The organism is Nocardiopsis potens DSM 45234, assembly GCF_000341105.1.
Lineage (GTDB): Bacteria > Actinomycetota > Actinomycetes > Streptosporangiales > Streptosporangiaceae > Nocardiopsis_A > Nocardiopsis_A potens.
Genome location: NZ_ANBB01000002.1, coordinates 16,286 through 39,346 on the forward strand (window position 1 = coordinate 16,286; position 23,061 = coordinate 39,346).

The following is a 23,061-nucleotide window of genomic DNA, read 5'->3' on the forward strand; positions in this document are numbered from 1 at the left end:
CCATCGTCTCGCACCGGACCGGAGCCGGGCGCACCTCGTCAGTTCCTACCCGGGTCTTCCCCCGGTCCGGCGATACCATGCCCGGTCACGGGGGCCCAGAAGGCGAACTAGACTTCACGACCATGACCACTCCTCTTGTTCCCGGCCGCATCTCCCCGCAGCGCTCCGTCCCCGCCTCCATCGAGCGGCCGGAGTACGTCGGTAAGAAGAGGCCGGTCGAAGGGGTGCTCGGGGACGTGCAGACCCCGGAGACCATCGAGGCCATGCGGGAGGCCGGCCGGATCGCCGCTCGGGCCCTGGAGGAGGTCGGCAAGAACATCGTGCCGGGCGTCACCACCGACGAGCTGGACCGGATCGGCCACGAGTTCCTCCTCGACCACGGCGCCTACCCCAGCACGCTGGGGTACAAGGGCTACCCCAAGTCGCTGTGCTCCTCGCTGAACGAGGTCATCTGCCACGGCATCCCCGACGACACGGTCGTCTCCGACGGCGACATCGTCAACATCGACATCACCGCCTACTACAAGGGCGTGCACGGCGACACCAACGCCACCTTCCTCGCCGGGGACGTGAGCGAGGAGGCGCGCCTGCTGGTGGAGCGGACCCGCGAGGCGACGATGCGCGCCATCAAGGCGTGCCGCCCCGGCCGGCGGATCAACGTCATCGGCCGGGTCATCGAGTCCTACGCCAAGCGGTTCGGCTACGGCGTGGTCCGCGACTTCACCGGGCACGGCGTCGGGCCGGAGTTCCACTCCGGGCTGATCGTCCCGCACTACGACGACCCGCGCGCGGACACCGTCATGGAGCCCGGCATGACCTTCACCATCGAGCCGATGATCACCCTGGGCGGCATCGAGTACGACGTGTGGGACGACGGCTGGACCGCGGTCACCGCGGACCGCAAGTGGACCGCGCAGTTCGAGCACACCCTGGTGATCACCGAGGACGGCGCGGAGATCCTCACCCTGCCCTGACCCGGCGGCCCGGGCCCTCCCCGCGGCGGGAGAACACCGCCCGCGGGGCGGCGGGCGCGCGTGCGCACCGCGCGGCGGAAGAAGCGCGAGCGGGTCCTGCGCGGCCCTGGCGGCCCCTGCGGCGTACCGGATAGTGTCGCCCCCGTGAGGGTTCTGATCTCCGCAGACATGGAAGGCGCCACCGGCGTCACCTGGCCCGCCGACGTCGAGCCCGGCACCGAGCAATGGCAGCGCTGCCGGTCGATGTTCACCTCCGACGTCAACGCGGCCATCGCCGGGTTCCACGCCGGCGGCGCCGACGAGGTCCTCGTCAACGAGGCCCACGCCACCATGCGCAACCTGCTGCTGGAGCGGCTGGACGAGCGGGCCGAGATGCTCACCGGCCGGCACAAGGACCTCTCCATGGTGGAGGGCGTGCAGCGCGGGGACGTCGACGCGGTCGCGTTCGTCGGCTACCACTGCGGGGCGGGCGAGGAGGGCGTGCTCGCCCACACCTACCTGCCCAACTCGGTCACCGGGGTGTGGCTGGACGGGGAGCCGGCCAGCGAGGGGCGGCTCAACTCCTACGTGGTCGCCGAGTACGGCGCCCCCGTCGTCCTGGTCACCGGCGACGACCGGGCCTGCGCCGACGCCGCGGGGTACGCGCCCCGCGCCCGCACCGTGGCGGTGAAGGACTACGTGTCCCGCTACGCGGCCGTGTGCCGGCCGCCGGGCCGCACCCACGCGGCCATCGCCGAGGCCGCCGAGTCCGCGATGGAGCTGGCCGGCCGGGTCGAGCCGGTCCGGCACGGGACGCTCACCGTGGAGGTCGAGGTCGACTCCGCCCACCTCGCCGGGGCCGCGGCGATCGTGCCCGGGGTCGAGCAGGTCTCGGAGCGGCGCGTCCGCTATGCCTCGCCCACCGCCCATGACATGATCCGCTGCTTCAAGGCGGTCACCACGCTCATCTCCAACGCGGTGGAGAAGGACTACGGGTGACCCGGAAGGGCCGCGGGCCGCAGGGCGGCCGCGGTCCGCGGGGCAGCGGAACGCAGACCGAGAGCAGAAGGGCGCCTCGTGCGCGACACCGAAGACTGGGCCGCCGCCGGTGAAGAGGTCGTGCGGTTCACCTCCGAGCTGATCCGGATCGACACCACCAACGGCGGCGGAGGCGAGGGGAACGAGAGGCCCGCGGCGGAGTACGCCGCCGGGCTGCTGGCCGAGGCGGGCCTGGAGCCGCGGGTGCTGGAGTCGGCGCCGGGCCGGGCCAACGTGGTGGCCCGCATCCCCGGCACCGACCGGGAGGCCCCGGGCCTGCTGGTCCACGGCCACCTGGACGTGGTCCCCGCCGACCCCGCGCTGTGGAGCGTGCACCCGTTCTCCGGGGAGGTCCGGGACGGCATGGTGTGGGGCCGCGGCGCCATCGACATGAAGGGCGCCGTCGCGATGATGATCGCGGTGGCGCGGCACTGGGCCCGCACCGGCGTCCGGCCCCGCCGCGACATCGTGCTCGCCTTCACCGCCGACGAGGAGGACAGCGCGGCCTACGGCGCCGAATGGCTGGTGCGGATGCACCCCGAGCTGTTCGCCGGGTGCACCGAGGCCATCGGCGAATCCGGCGGACACACCATGCACGTGCGCGCGCCGGACGGGCGCGACCTGCGCATCTACCCGGTGGGTGCGGGCGAGCGCGGCAGCTCCTGGCTGAAGCTCACCGCGAACGGCACCGCCGGGCACGGGTCGAAGGGCAACCCGGACAACGCGGTCGGCGCGCTCGCCGCCGCGGTGGCGCGGATCGACGCCCACGAATGGCCGTACCGGCTCACCCCGGTGACCGCGGCGGCGCTCGTCGAACTCGGCGCCGCGGTCAACGTCAAGATCGACCTGGACGCCCCCGGGTTCGACCCGCAGCGCGACCTGCCGCCGCTGCTGGACCGGATGGGCGATGCGGCCGGGCTGGTCCGCGACACCCTGCGGGAGAGCGCCAACCCGACCATGCTGGACGCCGGCTACAAGGTCAACGTCATCCCGAGCACCGCCACCGCCGGGGTGGACGGCCGGGTGCTGCCCGGCGGCGAGGACCTGTTCACCCGCACCATGGACGAGCTCACCGGGCCCCGGGTGGAGTGGGAGTACGCCCACCACTCCCCGCCGGTGCAGGCGCCGGTGGAGTCCGCCCTGTTCGCCGCGGCGCGCGCGGCCCTGCTGGCCGAGGACCCCGGGGCGCACGTCGTCCCGGTCTGCCTGACCGGCGGCACCGACGCCAAGCAGTTCGCCGAGCTCGGCATCGCCGGGTACGGCTTCACCCCGCTGCTGCTTCCGCCCGGGTTCGACCACGGCGCGCTCTTCCACGGCGTGGACGAGCGGGTCCCCGAGGAGGCGCTGCGGGCCGGCGTCCGGGTGCTGTCCCGGTTCCTCTCCGGGGTGGAGTGAGCCGTCCCCCCGGAGCCGCTCCGATCCACCGACAACAGAAGGGACGCGGTGACCGCCATGCCGATCCTCCCCTACGGGGCCTGGCCCTCGCCGATCGACGCCAAGAGCGTCGCCCGCGCCGACGGCGCGCCGGGATGGCCCGCCGCCTTCGGCGATGAGGTGTGGTGGACCGAGCCCCGCCCCCTGGAGCAGGGCAGGGTCACCCTCTGCCGGGCCCGCCTGGACGAGCCCGACGGCGGGCCGGAGGAGATGCTGCCCGCGCCGTGGAACGCCCGGTCCCGGGTGCACGAGTACGGCGGCCGCCCCTACCTCCTGCTGGACGCCGGGGGCGGCGCCCCCGCCGTGGTCTTCACCGAGTTCAGCGACCAGCGGCTCTACCTCTACCGGCCGGGGGAGCGGACCGGCCCGGTGCCGCTGACCCCGGCTCCCGGGACCCCCTCGGCGCTGCGCTACGTCGAACCGGTGCCCGGCAAGGAGGGGGAGGTCTGGTGCATCCGCGAGGAGCACACCGGGCCGGCCCCCACCGACGTCGAGCGCGCCGTCGTCGCGGTGCCGCTGGACGGCTCCGCGGCGCAGGACCCCGGCGCGGTGCGGGTGGTCGCCTCCGGGCGCCGCTTCCTGGCCTGCCCCCGGCTCTCCCCGGACGGGCGCCGGGTCTCCTGGATCGGCTGGGACCACCCGGACATGCCCTGGGACTCCACCTTCCTCACCGTCGCCACGCTGGACGGGGACGGCACCGCCTCCTCCGCGCACGACGTCGCCGGCGGCCCCGGGGAATCGGTGGTGCAGGCCGAGTGGGCCGGCGAGAACACCCTCTACCTGGTCTCCGACGCCTCCGGCTGGTGGAACCCCTACCAGCTGACCCTGGAGCCGGACGGCACCGCGCGGGCCCCGGTCGCACTGGCCCCGCTCACCGAGGAGTTCGGCGGCCCGCTGTGGCAGCTCGGCCCGCGCTGGCTGCTGCCGCTGCAGAGCGGCCTGATCGCGGCGGTGCACGGCACCGCGAGCACCCGGCTGGCGATCCTGTGCCCCGACTCCGGCGCCCTGGACGACGTGGACGCCCCGCACACCGAGTGGTCCCCGCGGCTGGTCGCCGCGGGCCGCGCGGGCGAGACGGTGGTCACCGTCGCCGCATCGCCGGACCTGGCCCCCGAGGTCGTCGCGGTGTCGGTGGCCGACCGCTCCTGGCGCGCGCTGAGCCGCACCTCGGGCGGGCCCGAGGTGCCGCCCGAGTACGTCCCCCGGCCGGAGGAGCGGGTGTTCACCGGCCCGCAGGGGCGGGAGGTGCACGCCACCGTCTACCGGCCGCGCAACCCGGAGGCGCAGGCCGCCGACGTGGAGCGCCCGCCGTACGCGGTGTGGGTGCACGGCGGCCCCACCGGCCGCGCGGTGAGCGTCCTCGACTCCGAGATCGCCTACTTCACCAGCCGGGGCATAGGCGTGGTCCAGGTCAACTACGGCGGGTCGACCGGGTTCGGCCGGGCCTACCGGGAGCGGCTCCGCGGCGAGTGGGGCGTGGTCGACGTCGAGGACGCCGTCGCGGTGGCCCGCGCCCTGGCGGAGGAGGGGACCGCGGACCCGGAGCGGCTGGCGATCCGGGGCGGCAGCGCCGGCGGCTGGACCACCGCCGCAGCACTGGCCTTCTCCGACGTGTTCGCCTGCGGGGTGATCCAGTACCCCATCGTCGACCTGGTCGGCTGGCGGACCGGGGAGACGCACGACTTCGAGTCGCAGTACCTGGAGAGCCTGATCGGGCCGTGGCCGCAGGCCCGGTCCCGGTACGAGGAGCGCTCCCCGGTGAACCGGGCCGACGGCATCTCCGCCCCGTTCCTGCTGATGCAGGGCGACGAGGACGAGATCTGCCCGCCGGTGCAGGCCCGTCGGCTGCTGGAGCGGGTGGGCGAGGTCCCGCACGCCTACCTGGAATTCCAGGGCGAGCAGCACGGGTTCCGCAAGGCGGAGACGATCCGCGCCGCGCTGGAGGCGGAGCTCTCCCTGTACGCCCGGGTGTTCGGCTTCGACGCGGGGGTGCCGGCCGTGGAGCTGCGGCCGTGACCCGGCGGTGGCGCCCCCGGGCGCTGCGCCGCGGCGACCTGGTCGCGGTGGCCTCACCGTGCAGCCCGCCCGACCCGGAGCGGCTGGACGCCGCGGTCCGGGTGCTGGAGGGGTGGGGGCTGGAGGTGCGGGTGCAGCCGCACGCCCGGGACCGCCACCCCGACCTGGGCTACCTGGCCGGATCCGACGCCGACCGGGCCAAGGACCTCCAGGACGCGCTGGCGGCCCCGGACGTCGCCGCGGTGTTCTGCGCGCGCGGCGGGGACGGGGCGCACCGCACCCTGGAGCGGCTGGACGTGGGCGCGCTGCGCGGCGCCGTACCCAAGGCGTTCATCGGGTTCAGCGACGTCACCGCGCTGCACGAGGCGCTCTCGGTGGAGCTGGGCGCGGTCACCCTGCACGGCCCGGTGGTGGGGACCGCCTACTTCGCCGGCGACCCCGCCGCCGAGGAGGACCTGCGGGCGCACCTGTTCGAGCCGGAGTCGCGGTTGCGCATCGCCCCGCCGGGCGCCGAACCGCTGGTCGGCGGCTCGGCCCGGGGGGTGCTGATCGGCGGCAACCTCAGCCTGCTCTCCGACGGGCTGGCCACCCCGTACTCGCGCCCCTCCGCCGAGGGCGGCCTGCTGCTCCTGGAGGACGTCGGCGAGGACGTGTCCCGGCTGGACCGGATGCTCACCCAGCTGCTGCGCAGCGGATGGCTGGACGGGGTGCGCGGCGTCCTCCTCGGCTCCTGGGCGGACTGCACCCCCGGACCGGAGGTGATCCGCGCGATGCTGCTGGACCGGCTCGCCCCGCTGGGCGTCCCGGTGGTCGACGGGTTCGGCTTCGGCCACATCCCGGCCCAGCTCACCATCGCGCTGGGGGCGGCCGCCACCCTGGACGCCGACGCCGGGACGCTGGTCCTGGACGAGCCGGCCCTGGAGCCCGCCGACTGAGGACCCGCCGACCGAGGAGCGGGGGCCGGCCCTGCCTTCCGGGTGGGGCCGGCACCCCGGACCTTCGTCGGTGCCGGGCCGGGGGCGTCCGCCTTTCGGACCAACGGGATTCCGACCTCGCGGCCGATGTCCTCTCACCTTCCCGTGCCCATACTCGGAGCAGGACGGTGGGAGGAACCGCCGTCCGGCACCGCAGAGGGAAGGGGGATCCCCGATGGCCACCGTCGACGCAGGCGCGGCAGGACCCGGAGCGCTCACCCGGGAGAGGAGCGGGCGCACCCGCGCCGGCCGGCTGCTGCACGCCGCCAGAGGGCTGCTCCGGGCGCTGCTCGACGGCGCCCGGGTCCTTCCGGAGGCGGAACCGGCCGAGATCCGCCGGCTGCTCATCGAGACCGGGCACCTCGACCCGGGCGCGCTCCCCGGCGTCCGCCCGGTCGCCCTGGCCCGCTTCCAGCACGAGGCCGGGCTCCCCGAGACCGGGGCAGCCGACCCGCGCACCGTCTCCCGCCTCGCGGCCGAGGCCGCCCGCATCCGGGAACTCCGCGAACTGGGGCTCCCGGTCGACTGAACGCCCGCCGCAGGGCGCCGCCGCCCGGAGGCGGCACCCCGACACCCGTCCCCGCGCGTACGGCCGGACGAACGGAGCCCCGGCCCTCCGCCGCACACCCGAAGCCCGACCGCCACCGGGCCCGCTCGGCGGCGGTCGGCCCGGTGCGGGGCCGGCACCGGCGGCGCGCCGCCGGGAGGCGTCGCCCGCCGGCGCGTCGGCGCCTTCTGCGGCCGGGTGCGGGGGAGCAGGGCGCGAACGGCCCGTCCGAGGAGGGCGAGCAGGGAAGCGGCGCGGCCGAAAGGGCCGGCACCGGGCGAGAGTGCGTCCACGGGGACCTCCGAGCACGGTGAAGAGCAGATGGGACAGGGATGCTCCGGCCGGTCGGCCGGGTCTCCGATGCGGCGCGCATTCCCCGGGGCCCTGTCCGTTCTCCGTGCTCTCGGCCCTTCGCCCGCCGGCCGCGACCGGTCGCCGACCACGGTAGGCGCTCGCCCGGCCGCGCACCACCCCGGTTTTCCACAGCCCCTTTCCACAGCCCGCCGTGCACAGGGGCGGCTCCGCCTCGGCGGCGGGCGGTCGCGGGTGCGATGATCGGAGCCATGGCAGACCAGAAGACTCCCCACGACCTCCCGGACGTGTCCGGGCTGAGCGTCGCCGTGCTGGGCGGCACCGGAGACCAGGGCCGAGGACTGGCCCGCCGGCTGGCGATGGCCGGCACCGAGGTGATCATCGGCTCACGCAGCGCGGAGCGGGCCCAGGCCGCCGCGGAGGGCCTGGACACCGGGCTCGCGGTGCGCGGCGCGGACAACGAGGCGGCGGCGCGGGCGGCCGACATCGTCATCATCGCGGTCCCCTGGGAGGGCCACCGCGATCTGCTCGTCTCCCTCGAGGACGCGCTCGCGGACAAGATCGTGGTCGACTGCGTGAACCCGCTCGGCTTCGACAAGAAGGGCCCCTACGCCCTGCCGGTGGAGGAGGGCAGCGCCGCCCAGCAGGCCGAGGCCGTGCTGCCGCGCAGCCGGGTCACCGCCGCGTTCCACCACGTCTCCGCGGTCGTCCTGCTCGACCCGGAGGTGGACGAGGTCGACCTGGACGTCCTGGTCCTCGGCGACGACCGCGAGGCCACCGACATCGTGCGCGCCCTGGCCGCCCGGATCTCCGGCGTCCGCGGCATCTACGGCGGCCGCCTGCGCAACGCCCACCAGGTCGAGGCCTTCACCGCCAACATCATCGCGGTCAACCGCCGCTACAAGGCCCACGCCGGCCTGCGCATCACCGACATCTGACCGCCCGGCACCCCAGGGGGAAGGGGCATGCCCGATCACACGAACGTAACGCTCCACAAAACCGCAGGTCGCTCGCTGTAAGCCCCGCACGCGCGGGGATGAACCTCCGGAGGCGCAGTCGATCTCGGGCCAGGAGAAGTAAGCCCCGCACGCGCGGGGATGAACCGGCGTGCACCGAGGTGTCGGCGACCCGGGCCGGGTAAGCCCCGCACGCGCGGGGATGAACCGCCCCGGCCGGCCGCGTCCGGCGCCCGCTGCGGGTAAGCCCCGCACGCGCGGGGATGAACCGCCCCGGCGGATGCGGAGCCGCACGGGGCCGAGGTAAGCCCCGCACGCGCGGGGATGAACCGCCCCGGCGGATGCGGAGCCGCACGGGGCCGAGGTAAGCCCCGCACGCGCGGGGATGAACCGCCGCGGCAGTAGACGTGGAGCTGCACGTACTCGTAAGCCCCGCACGCGCGGGGATGAACCGTAGCCCTTGCGGGCGTCGGCGGCCTTGGCGCGGTAAGCCCCGCACGTGCGGGGACGGCTCTGTTCGCCCTGTCTCGGAGGAGGTCTGTGTGCGGGTCATGACCTGGAACGTCTGGTGGCGGTTCGGGGAGTGGGAACAGCGGAGGGAGGCGATCCTCGCCGAGTTGCGGAGGCGGCGACCGGACGTCGTCGGGCTGCAGGAGGTGTGGCAGGCCGACGGGGAGAACCTGGCCGGATGGCTGGCCGAGCGGCTCGGCATGCACTGGGCGTGGGCCGAATGGGAGCGGCCGGAGCGGTGGCACGCCCGCCTCGGGGCCGAGGTCGGGATCGGGGTGGCGGTGCTGAGCCGGTGGCCGGTCCTGGAGCGGGCCGTGGTGCCGCTTCCCGGGGCCGAGGGGGCGGACGACGGGAGACTGGCGCTGCACGCCCTGGTCGATGCGCCGGAGCACCCGGTCCCGTTCTTCACCGCGCACCTGGAGCCGGCCCCGGACGCCTCGGCGCTCCGCTGCCGCCAGGTGGCGGCCCTGGCCGGGTTCATCGCCGAGCACCGGGAGGCCTCGGCGTTCCCGCCGGTCAGCACCGGTGACTTCAACGCCTGGCCGGACTCCGATGAGGTGCGGATGTTCGGCGGGTACAAGACCGCGCCGCCGCTCCCGGGCCACGTCATGGTGGACGCCTGGGGCGAGTACGCCGACCCCTCGGCGCCCTCGGCCACCTGGGACATGGCCAACCCGCAGGTCGCCGCCGGAGGCGGCCCGAACATCCGGATCGACTACGTTCACGTGGGGCTGCCCGGCCCCGGCGGGCTGGGGCGGGTCCGGGCGGTCGAGCGCGCGGGCACCGCACCGATCGGCGGCGTCTGGCCCTCCGACCACATGGCCGTCCTGACGGACCTGGTGCACCCCGGCGCGGACGGAGGGGGACGCTAGCGCTCCGGCCGCAGGCGGGGTTCTCGTCGTTTTACTCCGCGTCCGCCTCCGCCGGGCCCCTCGGCTCCGCTCCCCGCCTCGGAGGGCCGCCCCGGTCCCCGCCGGGGGCTCTTCTCCGGGGAGGAGGAGCATGCTCAGCCGGTAGCCGCTCCTCTCCACCGGCCGTGTGCACAGCAGGTCGACCCGGAGCCGATCGGGGGCGATCCGGTCGAGTTCGGCGGCGTACCGCCTGCGGTAGGCGTGCCATTCCTGCGGGTCGGTGGTCTCGAAGAGGACCTCCCACCGGCCGCCCGCCTCCTCCAGGCGGGTGAGGTGTTCGCTTCTTCGCTGGTCGAGCCGGCGCCGACGGTCGCGCCGCCTCCGCTGTCCGGGCATGCGCCGATCCTGGCAGGGCGGTGCTGGGAGGGGAAGGGACGGACGGCCTCCGGAGGGCGGCGCCGGGTCCGGCGGAACCGGGGCCGCCACGGCGATGCGCCGGGCCGGGAACCTACGATGACGGAATGACCTGGACCCTCTATCTCACCTTCCTGGCCTTCGCGGCCGTCGTCGTCATCGCTCCCGGGCCGGACTTCGCGGTGACCGTGAAGAACGCGCTGTCCGGCGGGCGCGCCTCCGGGCTGGCCGCCGCCGTGGGCATCTCCACCAGCAACCTGGTGCACGGAACCGTGGCCGCGGTGGGGCTGGGGGCGCTGCTGGTCGCCTCGCACCAGGTGTTCACCGCGGTGCGCTGGATCGGCGCGGCCTACCTGTGCTACCTGGCGATCCAGGCGCTGCGGTCGGCCTGGAAGGGGGAGTACGCGGCGGCCCCCGCGGACGACCGCGGCCGGGTCGGGCTGGTGCGCAGCTGGGGCCAGGGCTTCCTGTCCAACATCTCCAACCCGAAGGTCCTGGCGTTCTACCTGTCCGTGCTGCCGCAGTTCCTGGCGGGCGGCGCCGGGCTCGCCGCGGGTGCGCTGCTCGCCTACTCGCACGCCGCGCTGAGCCTGCTCTGGCTCACCTCGATCGTGCTGGTCCTGCACCGCGCCCGGGCCTGGGTGACCCGGCGCCGGTTCCGGCGCGCGCTGGACGCGGGCACCGGCGCCGCGCTGCTCGGTTTCGCCGGTGCGCTGGCCGCCGGCGGAAGCAAGGCCTGACCGGCGCGGTCACGGTGCGTTCAGCGCGGCGGCGGGGCGGCGCTCCTCCCGGTCGGACCCACGGGAGGGTGGCGAGCCGTTCGACCTCGCACCGCGCCCTCCGCTCTTCCCGCTCTTCGGCGGCCCGCTCGGAAAGGACGCCCTGGCCGCAGCCGCCGCCGACCGCGGTCGGCCTGATGGCGGGAGGGCGCGGCCGCAGGGGCGCGCCGTCGTGCGCATCGCCGACGGGATGTGCCGGACACGCTCCGGGCCTGCGGGCAAGGAGGCCTCTGGCGAGAAGAAGCTGTACTCGCCTCTTTTGATATTCGCTTTTTTGAGTAATATCGGTGGAGGTCGGGAGAGGACGGGGACGCGGTGTTCGAGCGCTACGTGGCACTGGGCGACAGCCAGACCGAAGGGCTCAACGACGGCGACGACGTCCGGGGCCACCGGGGCTGGGCCGACCGGCTCGCCGAGCACATCGCGGCCGCCGAGCCCCGAGTGCACTACGCCAACCTCGCGGTGCGCGGGCGGCGGGCCGGGGAGGTCCGCGCCGGGCAGCTGGACGCGGCGCTGGCGCTCCGGCCCGACCTGGCCACCGTGATGGCCGGGATGAACGACCTCATCCGCCCCTCCTGCGACGTCGAGGCGGTCGCCGCCGAGATCGACGCGATGATCGCCGCCCTCGCCGCCTCCGGGGCGCGCGTGCTCACCTTCACCTTCCCCGACGTCGGCCGTATCGTCCCGGCGGCCCGCGCGCTCCGCGGCCGGGTGGACGCGCTGAACGCCCGGATCGCCGCCTCGGCCCGCCGGCACGGCGCCGACCTGCTGGACACCGCCGGGCACCCCGTGGTCACCGACCCCCGGCTGTGGAGCGCGGACCGGCTGCACGCCTCCCCGCTCGGCCACACCCGGATCGCCGCGGCCGCCGCGGAGGCCCTCGGCCTGCCCGGCGCCGACGGCTCCTGGGCGGAGCCGCTGCCCCCGCTCGCACCGGCGGGGCCGGTCCGCCGCACTGCAGCCGAACTCCGCTGGGCGGCCCTCTTCCTCGGCCCGTGGATCGCCCGCCGGATCCGCGGCCGCTCCTCGGGCGACGGCCGCACGGCGAAGCGCCCGGAGCTGCTTCCGGTCCGCACCGGCTGAGCAAGGCGGCGCCGACCCGCTCCGACCCGGTCCGCCTCCAGCGCGGTTCCAGAGCAGGGCTCCGCGATCCGGCGGACCCCGGACCCCGGACCCCGAAACCCGGGCGGTGGGAAGGGGGGACTGCTCTGCCGTGCCGTGCCGGGGCGGTGCGTCCGCCGTCCGCGAGGCCGGGCCCGGGCCGTCACGCGCGGCCGTGCGGAGCGTGACCGCGGCCCTCCGCACCGGGAAGGGCGGGTCAACGGTGCGGAAACACGAAAAGTCGAGAGGTCTTGCGGTGCGGATGTGGCGCATATTACCGTTGCGCCGCACTCATGTTTCGCCATGAGGAAAAGGCTTTCCAAATGGTGAGACACCCCCTGTGGCTTCGAGCCTGTGGCTTCGAGGAAGGCGCGCCCATGGCCAATGACGCGGCGGACGGCCCCCCGCTCACCCCCCGGCCCCGGAAGCGGTTCTACCGCTCCCTGTTCTTCCAGGTCATCGTCGCCGTCATCGCCGGTGTGCTGATCGGGCACTACTGGCCGACCATCGGCGAGGCCCTCCGCCCCCTGGGCGACGGCTTCATCCGGTTGATCAAGATGGCCATCGCCCCGCTGATCTTCTGCGTGATCGTCACCGGCATCGCCAAGGTCGGCGACCTCCGCTCGGTCGGCCGGATCGGCGTGAAGGCGCTGGTCTACTTCCAGGTGGTCACCGCGTTCGCCCTGGTCTACGGCATGGTCGTGGCCAACGTGGTGCGCCCCGGCGCCGGGTTCGACGTCGACCCCGCGCAGCTGGACGCCTCCGCGGTCGACGAGGTGACCCACGGCGAGGAGCTGCCCGGCGCGGCGCAGTTCCTGATGGACGTCATCCCGGAGAGCCTGGTCTCCGCCTTCGCCGAGAACGCCCTGCTGCAGGTGCTGTTCTTCTCGGTCTTCTTCGCCCTGGCGCTGGCCTCGATGGGGGAGCGCGGCAAGCCGGTCCTCGACCTGATCGAGCGGGTCAACGAGGCGATCTTCGTCATCATCGGCTGGATCATGCGGATCGCGCCGGTCGGGGCGTTCGGCGCGATGGCGTTCGTGGTCGGCTCCTACGGGCTGGAGTCGCTGAGCAGCTTCGGCATGCTCGTGCTGGCCTGCTACGGCGCGGCGCTGCTCTTCCTGTTCGTGCTGGCGCTGATCGCCAAGGTCTTCGCCGGGGTGAGCCTGTGGAAGTTCCTCCGGTACACCAAGGACGAGTTCGCGCTGGCCATCGGCGCCGCCTCCTCCGAGGCCGTGATGCCGCGCATCATGCAGAAGCTCACCGCGGCCGGCTGCTCCAAGGCCACCACCGGCCTGGTCATCCCCACCGGGTACTCGTTCAACCTGGACGGCGCCGCCATCTACCTGTCCATTGCCGGGATCTTCCTGGCCCAGGCGTTCGGCGTGGACATGACCATGGCCGACCAGCTGATGATGGTGCTCATCCTGCTGCTCACCTCCAAGGGCATGGCGGGCGTCCCCGGTTCGGCCTTCCTCGCGCTGTCCGCCACCGCGACCGCGCTGGGCGCCTTCCCCGCCGCCGGCGTCGCCCTGCTGCTCGGCGCCGACCGGCTGATGGACACCATGCGGGTCTCCATCAACCTGCTCGGCAACTGCGTGGCGACCTTCGTCGTGGCCCGCTGGGAGGGGCAGCTCGACATGGACCGGATGCGTGCCGTGCTGGACGGCCGCGCCGAGCCGGAGCCCGCCGCCGAAGGCGGCGCGGAGGACGGCGCGAAGGCGGCGCAGGGCGCCCTCCCCGAGCAGCGCACGTCCGCCGAGGACGCCAAGCCCTGACGACGCGCCGCGGGACCGGGCGGAGCACCCCTCCGGCCCCGCGGCGCCCCGGCCCCGGGGAGGGAGGACCCCGGGGAGCGGCCGAGTCCGGCCCCTCAGCCGGGCCCGGCCGCTTTCGCGGAAGGTCCGCAGGTCGAAGGCGCCCGAGGTGTCGAGCCCCGGGATAACGGCTTGCCCCGTCCGCACGGCACCGACAGTGTGGGGCCATGATCGATACCGGACTCGCCGGGAAGACGGTGCTCGTGACCGGCGCGAGCGGAGGGATCGGCGCGGCGATCGCCCGCGCCTTCGCGGTGCAGGGGGCACGGGTGGCCGTGCACTACCTGGAGAGCCAGGATCCGCCGCCGCCCGGGACCCGGTGGGAGCACGCCGTTCCGGGCGAGGAGGCCGCCCGGGCGCTGGCCGCCGGACTGGACGGCGCGATCGCGGTCTCGGCGGACCTGTCCGGCCCGGACGCCGCGGCGCACCTGTTCGACCAGGTGGAGGCGGCCCTGGGCACGGTCGACGTGCTGGTCAACAACGCGGCGCACTGCGAGTCGCCGGACACCGTGGACACCGCCACCTACGCCGCGCTGGACCGCAGCTACAAGGTGAACGCGATCGCGCCGATCCTGCTCACCTCGGAACTGGCCCGCCGCGGCCGGCCCGGCGGCGGCGCCTGCGTCGTCAACATCTCCACCGACGCGGCCCGGGCCTTCCCCGGCCAGATCGGCTATGGAACCTCCAAGGCCGCCCTGGAGGGCTTCACCCGCGGCGCCGCGCTCGACCTGGCCCCTTCCGGCATCCGGGTGAACGCGGTCGCCCCCGGTCCGGTGCAGACCGGGTGGCTCTCCGAGGAGGAGGCCGAGGAGGTGCGCGGCATCGTGCCGCTCGGCCGGGTCGGCGAGCCCGAGGACATCGCCGACGGGGCCGTCTTCCTCGCCTCCCGCCAGGCGCGCTGGATCACGGGCCAGGTCCTCCAGGTCGCCGGCGGGCACGCGCTTTGAGGCGGCCGGCCGGGGGCCGCCCGCCCGGCCGGTCCGCTCAGGCCGACGCCGACGCCGAGGACTCGGGGGACGCGGAGGACGTGCGGGGCGCGGGCCGTGCGGTGCGCCAGGCGCTGCCGGCCAGGTCGTAGGCGAGGAAGAACCAGACCTGGCGGTAGTCCGGGACGCCGTTGTCGCCCCACTCGCTGGCCAGCCGCTCGACCAGGGCGAGCCCGCGCCCGCACTCGGTGTCGGGGGAGAGGGCGCCGGGGCGGGGGGAGAGGTAGGAGCGGGCGCGGGCGTCCCACCGGCCCGTGTCGGCCCTCCCGCCGTCGCGGCAGGTGAGCGTGATGCCGGCGGCGGAGCGCTCGGCGAGCAGGGTGAACACTCCGCCCGGTCCGCCGGAGCGGCTGTGCCGGATGGCGTTGGTGGCGAGTTCCGAGCCGAGCAGGGTGAACAGGTAGCGGTAGTCGCCGTCCCGCCGGGCGGCGCAGGTGTCCAGGAAGGCGCGGACCAGCGGCATGAACTGCGGGTGGCCGTTGAAGTCGAACCGGCGCCGCCGGTAGGGGCGGTCGGGCGAGCCGTTGAAGTAGTGCCGCGTCCCGGGCGGGATGAACCGGTTGAGCGGGACGGTCACCTCGGGCAGCGGCGGCACGGGGGCGAGAGTGGAGCGCATGGCGAATACACCTCACGGCATGAGGAAGAGGACTGGGATTCGGGCGCCCGCGGATTCAGCGGAAGCGGGTACGGCGCGTGCGGGTGCCCCGTAGCCTGACCTGTGTAGACGCTGAGTGATGAGTTGATCACCGGCTACGCTCCAACAGTAACTCGACAATGTCGAGAGTCAAGCGATTCTCCGACATTGTCGAGAAAACATGTTCTAGACTCCGAGCATGCGAGACCCCCACAGCCCCACACTCCGGCTCCGTCGGCTGGCCGCAGAGCTGAAGCAAGGCCGAGAGAAACAGAAGCTGACCGTCACTCAAGCCGGGAAGGCGCTGGGCTGGACGGCCTCGAAGATCAGCAAGATCGAGACGACGGAGACGCGCAGGATCGTCCCAGCGGACCTCGACAGGCTGATGGACCTCTACGAGATCACCGACCCGCAGAAGCGGGAGGCGATGCAGGCGCTGGCCCGTGATGCGAAGGAGCGCGGCTGGTGGTCGAGATACAAAGACGTCTTCAAAGACAAGGCCCTGCCCGACTTCGAAGCGGAAGCATCGGTGATCCGAGTCTTCGCAGGCATGGACATACCAGGGCTACTGCAGACGCCTAGGTATGCGGAAGAAGTGCTGAAGGGGGGACGCTACTTCAGCCCGGAAGAGGTGGGGCGCCGTCTGGAGTTCAGGCTGGCGCGCAGGGACATTCTCACCAGGTTCGATCCAGTTCACCTGCGCACGATCATCGACGAGTCCGCGGTCAGGCGCCTCGTTGGTGGGCCGGATGTGATGATCGAACAGCTGAAGTACCTTCTTGCCATGGCCCAGCTCCCGAACATCGATGTTCAGGTGCTCCCCTTTGAAGTCGGGGCGCACGCTGGAATGGCAGGTTCCTTCTCGATCTTGGAGTTCCCGGAGCCGTTGGACACCCCCATCGTTCATGTGGGTACGGTGACCGACTCGGTCTTCTTCGAGCAGCCCGACGACATCCACCGGTTCAATGTGACCTTCGGAGACATACAGGGTTCTGCCCTCAGCGCTGCTCGTTCCGCTACCTTCATCGAAGACGTGGTCAAGTCCCTAGAAAGCGCCCAATGAAGACGGATGAACTCAAGTTCCAGAAGAGCAGCTACAGTGCACAGCACCAAGAGTGTGTCGAGGTAGCCCGTTTCCGGAAGAGCAGCCACAGCGGCCAGGATCAGGACTGTGTCGAGGTCGCAGGCTTCCGCAAGAGCAGCTACAGCAGTGACCGGGTGGAATGCGTCGAGGTGGCCGACACCGCCTTCGGCGCCGCCGTCCGGGATTCCAAGTACCCCGGGGCCGGGCACATCTCCTTCCCCTCCGCCGAGTGGTCCGCCTTCCTCAGCGCCGCTCAGCGCGGGAGGCTGTAGCCACCAGCCAGTCGAACAGCGCGGGGTCGTCGCCCATCTCCGGGTGCCACTGCACGCCCAGCACGTGCGGCGTCCCCGCGTACTCGACCGCCTCGACCACGCCGTCCTCGGCCCAGGCGGTGGCGGTGACGCCCTCGCCCAGCTCGGCGATGCCCTGGTGGTGGTAGGAGGGCACGTCCAAGGCGGTGCGGCCGAGGACCTCCGCCGTCATGCTCTGCGGATCGACCTTCACCGGGTGCGGGTCGAACGCCGCCGTGCGCCGACGGTGCAGCCGGGAACCGACGACCGGCGGGAGGTGCTGGTGCAGCGTCCCGCCCCGGGCCACGTTCATCACCTGCATGCCGCGGCAGATGCCGAGCACCGGGAGCCCGCGCTCCAGCGCCGCCTCCAGCAGCGCGAACTCCGCCGCGTCCCGTGCCTTCCGCACGCCCGCCGTCTCCTCGGCGCGCGGGGCCGCGTAGCGGGCCGGGTCGATGTCGCCGCCGCCGGCCAGGACCAGCCCGTCCAGGCCGGCCACCGCGTCGGCGATGCCGTCCGCCGGCGGCAGCATCACCGGCGCACCGCCCGAGCGCGCCACCGAGTCGACGTAGGCGCGGGGCAGCAGCGCGGCGGGCAGGTCCCACGCCTCGCCCCAGCGGGCGCGCTCGGCGTAGGCGGAGATGCCGATGATCGGGCGGGCGTGGGGCATCGATGCTCCTTACCGTCTGAGTGCCGTCTGATTGTCGGCTGAATGCCGTTCGGATGACGTCGGAATCGCGGTCGGAGGATCCGGGCCGGGGATGCCGCGAGGGGAGAAGGGAGGAGGGGAGGGCGGCGGGGTTCGAGGGGCCGCCGCCCGTCCCGGAACCTACCCCGGCACCGCGCCGGGGCCGGCCCTACAGCGGGGTCACGTAGGCGCCGGAGATGCCGCCGTCGACCAGGAAGTTGCTCGCCGTGATGAACGAGGCGTCGTCGCTGGCCAGGAAGGCCACCGCGGCGGCCATCTCCTCCGGTTCGGCGAACCGGCCGAACGGCACGTGCACCAGGCGGCGCCGGGCGAGCTCCGGGTCCTTGGCGAACAGCTCCTTGAGCAGCGGGGTGTTCACCGGCCCGGGGGAGAGCGCGTTCACCCGGATGCCCTCCCGGGCGAACTGCACGCCCAGCTCCCGGCTGAGCGCCAGTACCCCGCCCTTGCTCGCGGTGTAGGAGATCTGCGAGGTCGCCGCGCCCATCGTCGCCACGAACGAGGCGGTGTTCACGATCGCCCCCTTGCCCTGCGCGCGCATGTACGGCAGCGCGTACTTGCAGCACAGGTAGACCGAGGTCAGGTTGGTCTCCTGCACCCGGCGCCAGGCGTCCAGGCCGGTCTCCAGGACGGAGCCGTCCTCAGGCGAGGTGATCCCGGCGTTGTTGAACGCCACGTCGACCGAGCCGTAGGCCTCCTCGGCCGCCGCGAAGGCGTCGCGGACCTGCTCCTCGCTGGTGACGTCGGCGACCACCGAGATCCCGCCGGTCTCCTTGGCGATCTGCGCGCCCGCCTCGGCGTCCAGGTCGACCGCGACGACCCTGGCCCCCTCCGAGGCCAGCCGGAGCGCCGTGGCGCTGCCGATGCCGCTGCCCGCGCCGGTGATCACCGCGACGCGCCCCTCGAACCGCTGCATGTGCTGCTCCCCTCCCTTGAACCTGATGAAGACAGGGGCCGTCGTCCGGCACCGGGCGGCCCGGCACCGGTGTCCGCGCCCCTCCTGCTCCGCGCCGCGCACCGGGCCCGGCCGGTCCGGGCGCGCCGCGGTCAGCCCTGCGGGCCGTCGGAGATGAAGACCGTCTTGGTGTCGGTGAACGCGTCCAGCGCGTCCGGCCCCAGCTCCCGGCCGATGCCCGACTGCTTGAACCCGCCGAACGGGGTCCAGTAGCGGACCGCGGAGTGCGAGTTGACCGACAGGTTCCCGGCGGTGACCGCGCGGGAGACCCGCAGCGCCCGCCCGACGTCGCGCGTCCACACCGAGCCGGCCAGGCCGAACGGGGTGTCGTCGGCGATGCGCACCGCGTCCGCCTCGTCCTCGAACGGCAGCACCGACACCACCGGGCCGAAGATCTCCTCGGTGAACGCCCGGTCGTTCGCGGAGGGCGGGGTGAGCACGGTCGGCGGGAACCAGAAGCCCCGGCCGGACGGCGCGGAGCCGCGGAACGCCACCGGCGCGCCGTCGGGGACGTAGGAGGCGACCTTCTCCCGGTGCTCCGCGGAGATCAGCGGGCCCATCTCGGTGGCGGGGGAGTGCGGGTCGCCGACCGCGACGCCCTTCACCGCCGGCTCCAGCAGCTCCATGAACCGGTCGAACACCGACCGCTGGACCAGCAGCCGGGACCGCGCGCAGCAGTCCTGCCCGGCGTTGTCGAACACCCCGTAGGGCGCGGCCGCCGCGGCCCGCTCCAGGTCGGCGTCGGCGAAGACGATGTTGGCGCTCTTGCCGCCCAGCTCCAGGGTGACCCGCTTCAGGTCGCCGGCGCAGAGCGCCATGATCCGCTTGCCGACCGCGGTGGAGCCGGTGAAGGCGATCTTGGCGACGCCGGGGTGGCGCACCAGCGCCTCGCCGGCGACCGGGCCGGCGCCCGGAAGCACCTGGAGCACGCCCTCCGGGACCCCGGCCTCCAGGGCCAGCTCGCCCAGGCGGACCGCGGTGAGCGGGGTGAGCTCCGCGGGTTTGGCGATCACCGTGTTGCCCGCGGCCAGCGCCGGGGCGGCCCCCCAGGAGAGGACCGGCATCGGGAAGTTCCACGGCACGATCAGCCCGACCACGCCCAGCGGTTCGGCGAAGGTGACGCTCCACCCGCCCGGCACCGGGATCTGCCGCCCGCAGGCCCGCTCCGGCGCCCCGGCGAAGTACTCGAACACGTCGCGCACCATCGCCGCCTCGCCCCGGGCCTGGCCGACCGGGTGGCCGGCGTTGCGCACCTCCAGGTCGGCGAGTTCGGCCCGGTGCGCGTCGACCCGGTCGGCGAAGGCGCGCAGGATCCGGGCCCTGTCCCCGGGGGCGAGGGATCTCCAGGCCGGGAAGGCCGCGCGGGCGCGCGCGACCGCCGCGTCCACCTCCTCCGCCGAGGCGAGCGGGACGGCCGTGATGACCTCCTCGGTCGCCGGATCGATGACATGCTGCTGCGACGGTGCGCCGGCCATCACTGCTCCCCCCCTGGCTCGGTCGGTCCTGCGGCACCCGGCGGCGGCCGGCGGAAGCCCGCGCCGCCGGGTGTGAAAGAGCGGTCAGAGCCGCTCGAAGCCTCTGCGGAGCTCCCAGTCGGTCACCGCGGAGTCGTAGGCGGCCAGCTCCACCCGGGCGTAGTTGGCGTAGTGCTCCACCACCTCGTCGCCGAAGGCCTTGCGGGCCAGCGGACTGTCCTCCCACAGCGCCAGGGCGTCGCGCATGGTGGCGGGGACGCTCGGCGCGTCGCCGGCGTAGGCGTTGCCGGCGCAGGCCTCCCCGGGTTCCAGCTCCCGCTCGATGCCGTCCAGGCCGCCCGCGATCAGCGCCGCGACCGCCAGGTAGGGGTTGACGTCGCCGCCGGGCACCCGGTTCTCCACCCGCAGGCTCGGCCCGTGGCCGACCAGGCGGAGCGCGCAGGTGCGGTTGTCCACCCCCCAGGCGACCGAGGTCGGCGCGAAGCTGCCCGGCGCGTACCGCTTGTAGGAGTTGATGTTCGGCGCGAGCAGGAGGGTGAGCTCGCGCAGCGAGGCCAGCTGCCCGGCGAGGAAGTGCCGGCCGGTGGCGGAGAGGCCGTGGGGGGCCGACCCGTCGGCGAGCACCGGGGCGCCGTCCTCGCCGCGCAGCGAGATGTGCACGTGGCAGGAGTTGCCCTCGCGCTCGTCGGGCTTGGCCATGAAGGTGATGGACATGCCCTCCTGGTCGGCGATCTCCTTGGCGCCGTTCTTGTAGATCGAGTGCTGGTCGCAGGTGGTCACCGCGTCGTCGAAGCGGAACGCGATCTCGTGCTGGCCCAGGTTGCACTCGCCCTTGGCGGACTCCACGTACATCCCCGCGCCGGCCATCTCGTTGCGGACGCGGCGCAGCAGCGGCTCCACCCGGGCCCCGCCCAGCACCGAGTAGTCGACGTTGTACCGGTTGGCGGGGGTGAGCTCGCGGTAGCCGCGGTTCCACGCCTCCTCGTAGGAGTCCCGGTAGACGACGAACTCCAGCTCGGTGCCGACCATCGCGGTCCAGCCGCGCTCGGCCAGCCGGTCGGTCTGCCGCTTGAGGATCTGCCGGGGCGAGACGGCGACGTCCGCGCCGTCGGTGCGCAGCAGGTCCGCGGTGACCATGGCCTGCCCCTCCTGCCAGGGGGTGAGGCGGAGCGTGCCCAGGTCGGGGCGGAGCACGAAGTCGCCGTAGCCGGTCTCCCAGGACGACATGGCGTAGCCGCCGACGGTGTTCATCTCGACGTCCACCGCCAGCAGGTAGTCGCAGGCCTCGGTGCCGTGCGCGAGGACCTCGTCCAGGAAGAAGCGCCCGGAGATCCGCTTGCCCTGCAGCCGGCCCTGCATGTCGGTGAAGGCGACCAGCACGGTGTCGACCGTCCCCGCACGGATGTCGGTGCCGAGCCGTTCCACCGTCAGGGGGTGTCCGCCGTCGTTCGATAGCACCGGAGGTCTCCTTAAGGTTCAGTACCAGACCTCTGCCGCATGGAAGCAGGCGGGGCCGGGGGTGTCAATCCCCGGGCGCCGGTAAATCCGCCGGAAACCCCTGTGTCCAGGGGGAAAACCGGGAGCGACCGGACCTGTCCGGCCTGTTCGGCCCCCTTGACAAGGCGTGTCGCAGCGGCGCATCATCACCGGTCACCACCGAAAAGGACCGATGGCATACCTTTTCGGACGGCCGGTGGCCCGGAGGTGCCGCCCGGCGAGCGGAGGCGGAGGCGGCCCCCGGCGGAGCACGACATTCCCGAGCGAGGGGAACACCGTTGTCCGATCGACCGCGTGAACACGTCCAGGGCGCCGGGTACGCCCGAGCGGGAGCCGACTACCTGGAGCGCCGCACCCTGCGCCGCGGCGCCGCCGGGTGGCTGCTCCTCGCCGGGCTCGGCGTCTCCTACGTCATCTCCGGCGACTTCGCCGGCTGGAACTACGGCATCGCCGAGGGCGGCTGGGGCGGCCTGCTCATCGCCACCGTCCTGATGGGCACCATGTACCTGTTCATGGTGCTGGGGCTGGCCGAGATGGCCTCCGCGCTGCCGACCGCCGGCGCCGGCTACGGCTTCGCGCGCCGCGCCCTGGGCCCGCTCGGCGGGTTCGCCACCGGCACCGCCATCCTCATCGAGTACGCGATCGCGCCCGCCGCGATCGCGGTGTTCATCGGCGGCTACGTGGAGGCGCTTGGGCTGTTCGGCCTGACCGACGCCTGGCCCGTCTACCTGGTCTGCTACCTGGTGTTCGTCGGCGTCCACCTGTGGGGCGTGGGCGAGGCGCTGCGGCTGATGTTCGCCATCACCGGGGTGGCGGTGCTGGCGCTCGCGGTGTTCGCGGTGGGCATGGTGCCCCGGTTCGACCCGGCCAACCTGTTCGACATCGCCCCCACCGACGCCGCCGGGGCCGGCCCGTTCCTCCCGTTCGGCTTCGCCGGGGTGCTCGGCGCCTTCGTCTTCGGCATCTGGTTCTTCCTCGCGGTGGAGGGCGTTCCGCTGGCCGCCGAGGAGGCCCGCGAACCCGCCCGGGACATGCCGCGCGGCATCATCGCGGCGATGGCGGTGCTGCTGGTGACCGGGTTCGGCGTGCTGCTGCTGGCTCCCGGCGGCGCGGGCGCGAGCGTGATGGCCGACTCCAGCAACCCGCTGCCGGAGGCGCTGCGCGAGGCCTACGGCGGCTCCGCGGTCATCGCCGACATCGTCAACTACGTGGGCCTGGCCGGGCTGGTGGCGAGCTTCTTCTCGATCATCTACGCCTACTCCCGGCAGCTCTTCGCGCTCTCCCGCGCCGGCTACCTGCCGCGCTGGCTGTCGCTGACCGGGCGGCGCAAGACCCCCTACACCGCGCTCATCGTGCCCGGCACCATCGGGTTCGCGCTGGCGGCGGCGGTCGGCGACGGCGACAGGCTGATCAACATCGCGGTGTTCGGCGCGACCGTCTCCTACGCGCTGATGATGGTCTCGCACATCGTGCTGCGCCGCCGCGAGCCCGGCCTGGAGCGGCCCTACCGCACCCCCGGCGGCGCGGTGACCACCGGCATCGCCCTGGTGCTGGCGCTGTGCGCGGTGGTCGCCACCTTCCTGGTCGACATGGCCGGGGCCGCGGTGGCCGCCGGGATCCTGGCCGCCTTCCTGGCCTACTTCTGGTTCCACTCCCGGCACCGGCTGGTCGCCGACGCCCCCGAGGAGGAGTTCGCCCTGGTCGAGCAGGCCGAGTCGGAGCTGAAGTAGCGCCG

Annotated in this window: 20 protein-coding genes and 1 CRISPR repeat array; of the genes, 15 read left to right on the forward strand and 5 right to left on the reverse strand. The window is 73.8% G+C overall.

Annotated elements, in window-relative coordinates:
• Positions 1-122 precede the first annotated feature (122 nt).
• The 12 genes from map (at position 123) to D459_RS0100490 (ending at position 14,646) form a co-directional block, all read left to right on the forward strand.
• Positions 123-974 (forward strand): type I methionyl aminopeptidase, encoded by an 852-nt coding sequence (map, locus tag D459_RS0100435; RefSeq protein ID WP_081620390.1) that lies wholly within the window; start codon positions 123-125, stop codon positions 972-974.
• 144 nt (positions 975-1,118) lie between these two features.
• Entirely contained in the window at positions 1,119-1,952 is an 834-nt protein-coding gene (locus tag D459_RS0100440) for a M55 family metallopeptidase (RefSeq protein WP_026119925.1), read from the forward strand.
• 78 nt (positions 1,953-2,030) lie between these two features.
• Positions 2,031-3,386, forward strand: a complete 1,356-nt coding sequence (locus D459_RS0100445) for a M20/M25/M40 family metallo-hydrolase (protein ID WP_017591008.1) — start codon at positions 2,031-2,033, stop codon at positions 3,384-3,386.
• 57 nt (positions 3,387-3,443) lie between these two features.
• Complete coding sequence (locus D459_RS0100450) at positions 3,444-5,441, forward strand: S9 family peptidase (protein ID WP_026119926.1); 1,998 nt, start codon at positions 3,444-3,446, stop codon at positions 5,439-5,441.
• Entirely contained in the window at positions 5,438-6,376 is a 939-nt protein-coding gene (locus D459_RS0100455) for a S66 peptidase family protein (RefSeq protein ID WP_017591010.1), read from the forward strand. Before D459_RS0100450 ends, D459_RS0100455 begins: the two co-directional genes overlap by 4 nt.
• 214 nt (positions 6,377-6,590) lie before the next feature.
• A complete protein-coding gene (locus D459_RS30310) occupies positions 6,591-6,944 on the forward strand; it encodes a peptidoglycan-binding domain-containing protein (RefSeq protein WP_017591011.1) in 354 nt (117 codons plus the stop codon).
• A gap of 581 nt (positions 6,945-7,525) precedes the next feature.
• On the forward strand, positions 7,526-8,212 hold the full coding sequence (gene npdG / locus D459_RS0100465; RefSeq protein ID WP_017591012.1) for an NADPH-dependent F420 reductase: 687 nt from the start codon (positions 7,526-7,528) through the stop codon (positions 8,210-8,212).
• A gap of 77 nt (positions 8,213-8,289) precedes the next feature.
• Positions 8,290-8,684: a CRISPR direct-repeat array (repeat unit 29 nt; unit sequence GTAAGCCCCGCACGCGCGGGGATGAACCG).
• Between the two features lie 97 nt (positions 8,685-8,781).
• The gene (locus D459_RS0100470) at positions 8,782-9,612 is read left to right on the forward strand and encodes an endonuclease/exonuclease/phosphatase family protein (protein WP_020380001.1); all 831 of its coding nucleotides are present in this window, start codon (positions 8,782-8,784) and stop codon (positions 9,610-9,612) included.
• Positions 9,613-10,112: 500 nt separating this feature from the next.
• Complete coding sequence (locus tag D459_RS0100475) at positions 10,113-10,745, forward strand: LysE family translocator (RefSeq protein ID WP_017591014.1); 633 nt, start codon at positions 10,113-10,115, stop codon at positions 10,743-10,745.
• Between the two features lie 354 nt (positions 10,746-11,099).
• Complete coding sequence (locus D459_RS0100480; RefSeq protein ID WP_017591015.1) at positions 11,100-11,867, forward strand: SGNH/GDSL hydrolase family protein; 768 nt, start codon at positions 11,100-11,102, stop codon at positions 11,865-11,867.
• 395 nt (positions 11,868-12,262) lie between these two features.
• Positions 12,263-13,660 carry a C4-dicarboxylate transporter DctA gene (gene dctA / locus D459_RS0100485; protein WP_017591016.1) on the forward strand — a complete coding sequence of 466 codons (1,398 nt, stop codon included), beginning with the start codon at positions 12,263-12,265 and terminating at the stop codon, positions 13,658-13,660.
• Positions 13,661-13,866: 206 nt separating this feature from the next.
• A complete protein-coding gene (locus tag D459_RS0100490) occupies positions 13,867-14,646 on the forward strand; it encodes an SDR family NAD(P)-dependent oxidoreductase (RefSeq protein WP_020380002.1) in 780 nt (259 codons plus the stop codon).
• 37 nt (positions 14,647-14,683) lie between these two features.
• Here the strand turns inward: D459_RS0100490 and D459_RS0100495 are convergent, their stop codons facing one another.
• Entirely contained in the window at positions 14,684-15,301 is a 618-nt protein-coding gene (locus D459_RS0100495; protein WP_017591018.1) for an ATP-binding protein, read from the reverse strand.
• A 217-nt stretch (positions 15,302-15,518) separates the two neighbouring features.
• Between D459_RS0100495 and D459_RS0100500 the strand changes: the two genes are divergently transcribed.
• Positions 15,519-16,382 carry a helix-turn-helix domain-containing protein gene (locus D459_RS0100500; protein ID WP_017591019.1) on the forward strand — a complete coding sequence of 288 codons (864 nt, stop codon included), beginning with the start codon at positions 15,519-15,521 and terminating at the stop codon, positions 16,380-16,382.
• Positions 16,379-16,675, forward strand: a complete 297-nt coding sequence (locus D459_RS0100505) for a DUF397 domain-containing protein (RefSeq protein ID WP_017591020.1) — start codon at positions 16,379-16,381, stop codon at positions 16,673-16,675. Before D459_RS0100500 ends, D459_RS0100505 begins: the two co-directional genes overlap by 4 nt.
• On the opposite strand, the gene D459_RS0100510 is transcribed toward D459_RS0100505, so the two are convergent.
• From D459_RS0100510 to D459_RS0100525, 4 genes are all read right to left on the reverse strand, one after another.
• Entirely contained in the window at positions 16,647-17,363 is a 717-nt protein-coding gene (locus D459_RS0100510) for a gamma-glutamyl-gamma-aminobutyrate hydrolase family protein (RefSeq protein WP_017591021.1), read from the reverse strand. The genes D459_RS0100505 and D459_RS0100510 overlap by 29 nt on opposite strands.
• Positions 17,364-17,550: 187 nt before the next feature.
• A complete protein-coding gene (locus tag D459_RS0100515; protein WP_017591022.1) occupies positions 17,551-18,315 on the reverse strand; it encodes a 3-oxoacyl-ACP reductase in 765 nt (254 codons plus the stop codon).
• Between the two features lie 131 nt (positions 18,316-18,446).
• Positions 18,447-19,829: an aldehyde dehydrogenase family protein gene (locus D459_RS0100520; protein ID WP_017591023.1), complete on the reverse strand. Its 1,383-nt coding sequence runs from the start codon at positions 19,827-19,829 to the stop codon at positions 18,447-18,449.
• 84 nt (positions 19,830-19,913) lie between these two features.
• Positions 19,914-21,287, reverse strand: coding sequence for a glutamine synthetase family protein (locus tag D459_RS0100525; protein WP_026119927.1), 1,374 nt, complete (start codon positions 21,285-21,287; stop codon positions 19,914-19,916).
• Positions 21,288-21,604: 317 nt separating this feature from the next.
• Between D459_RS0100525 and eat the strand changes: the two genes are divergently transcribed.
• Positions 21,605-23,056: an ethanolamine permease gene (eat, locus tag D459_RS0100530; RefSeq protein ID WP_017591025.1), complete on the forward strand. Its 1,452-nt coding sequence runs from the start codon at positions 21,605-21,607 to the stop codon at positions 23,054-23,056.
• Positions 23,057-23,061: the final 5 nt, after the last annotated feature.

Coding starts and splice junctions, on each gene's coding strand:
- D459_RS0100475 (WP_017591014.1), top strand. CDS start 10,113: ATGACCTGGACCCTCTATCTCACCTTCCTGGCCTTCGCGGCCGTCGTC.
- map (WP_081620390.1), top strand. CDS start 123: ATGACCACTCCTCTTGTTCCCGGCCGCATCTCCCCGCAGCGCTCCGTC.
- D459_RS0100500 (WP_017591019.1), top strand. CDS start 15,519: ATGCGAGACCCCCACAGCCCCACACTCCGGCTCCGTCGGCTGGCCGCA.
- D459_RS0100470 (WP_020380001.1), top strand. CDS start 8,782: ATGACCTGGAACGTCTGGTGGCGGTTCGGGGAGTGGGAACAGCGGAGG.
- D459_RS0100495 (WP_017591018.1), bottom strand. CDS start 15,301: ATGCGCTCCACTCTCGCCCCCGTGCCGCCGCTGCCCGAGGTGACCGTC.
- D459_RS30310 (WP_017591011.1), top strand. CDS start 6,591: ATGGCCACCGTCGACGCAGGCGCGGCAGGACCCGGAGCGCTCACCCGG.
- D459_RS0100520 (WP_017591023.1), bottom strand. CDS start 19,829: ATGGCCGGCGCACCGTCGCAGCAGCATGTCATCGATCCGGCGACCGAG.
- dctA (WP_017591016.1), top strand. CDS start 12,263: ATGGCCAATGACGCGGCGGACGGCCCCCCGCTCACCCCCCGGCCCCGG.
- D459_RS0100510 (WP_017591021.1), bottom strand. CDS start 17,363: ATGCCCCACGCCCGCCCGATCATCGGCATCTCCGCCTACGCCGAGCGC.
- npdG (WP_017591012.1), top strand. CDS start 7,526: ATGGCAGACCAGAAGACTCCCCACGACCTCCCGGACGTGTCCGGGCTG.
- D459_RS0100490 (WP_020380002.1), top strand. CDS start 13,867: ATGATCGATACCGGACTCGCCGGGAAGACGGTGCTCGTGACCGGCGCG.
- D459_RS0100515 (WP_017591022.1), bottom strand. CDS start 18,315: ATGCAGCGGTTCGAGGGGCGCGTCGCGGTGATCACCGGCGCGGGCAGC.
- D459_RS0100505 (WP_017591020.1), top strand. CDS start 16,379: ATGAAGACGGATGAACTCAAGTTCCAGAAGAGCAGCTACAGTGCACAG.
- D459_RS0100450 (WP_026119926.1), top strand. CDS start 3,444: ATGCCGATCCTCCCCTACGGGGCCTGGCCCTCGCCGATCGACGCCAAG.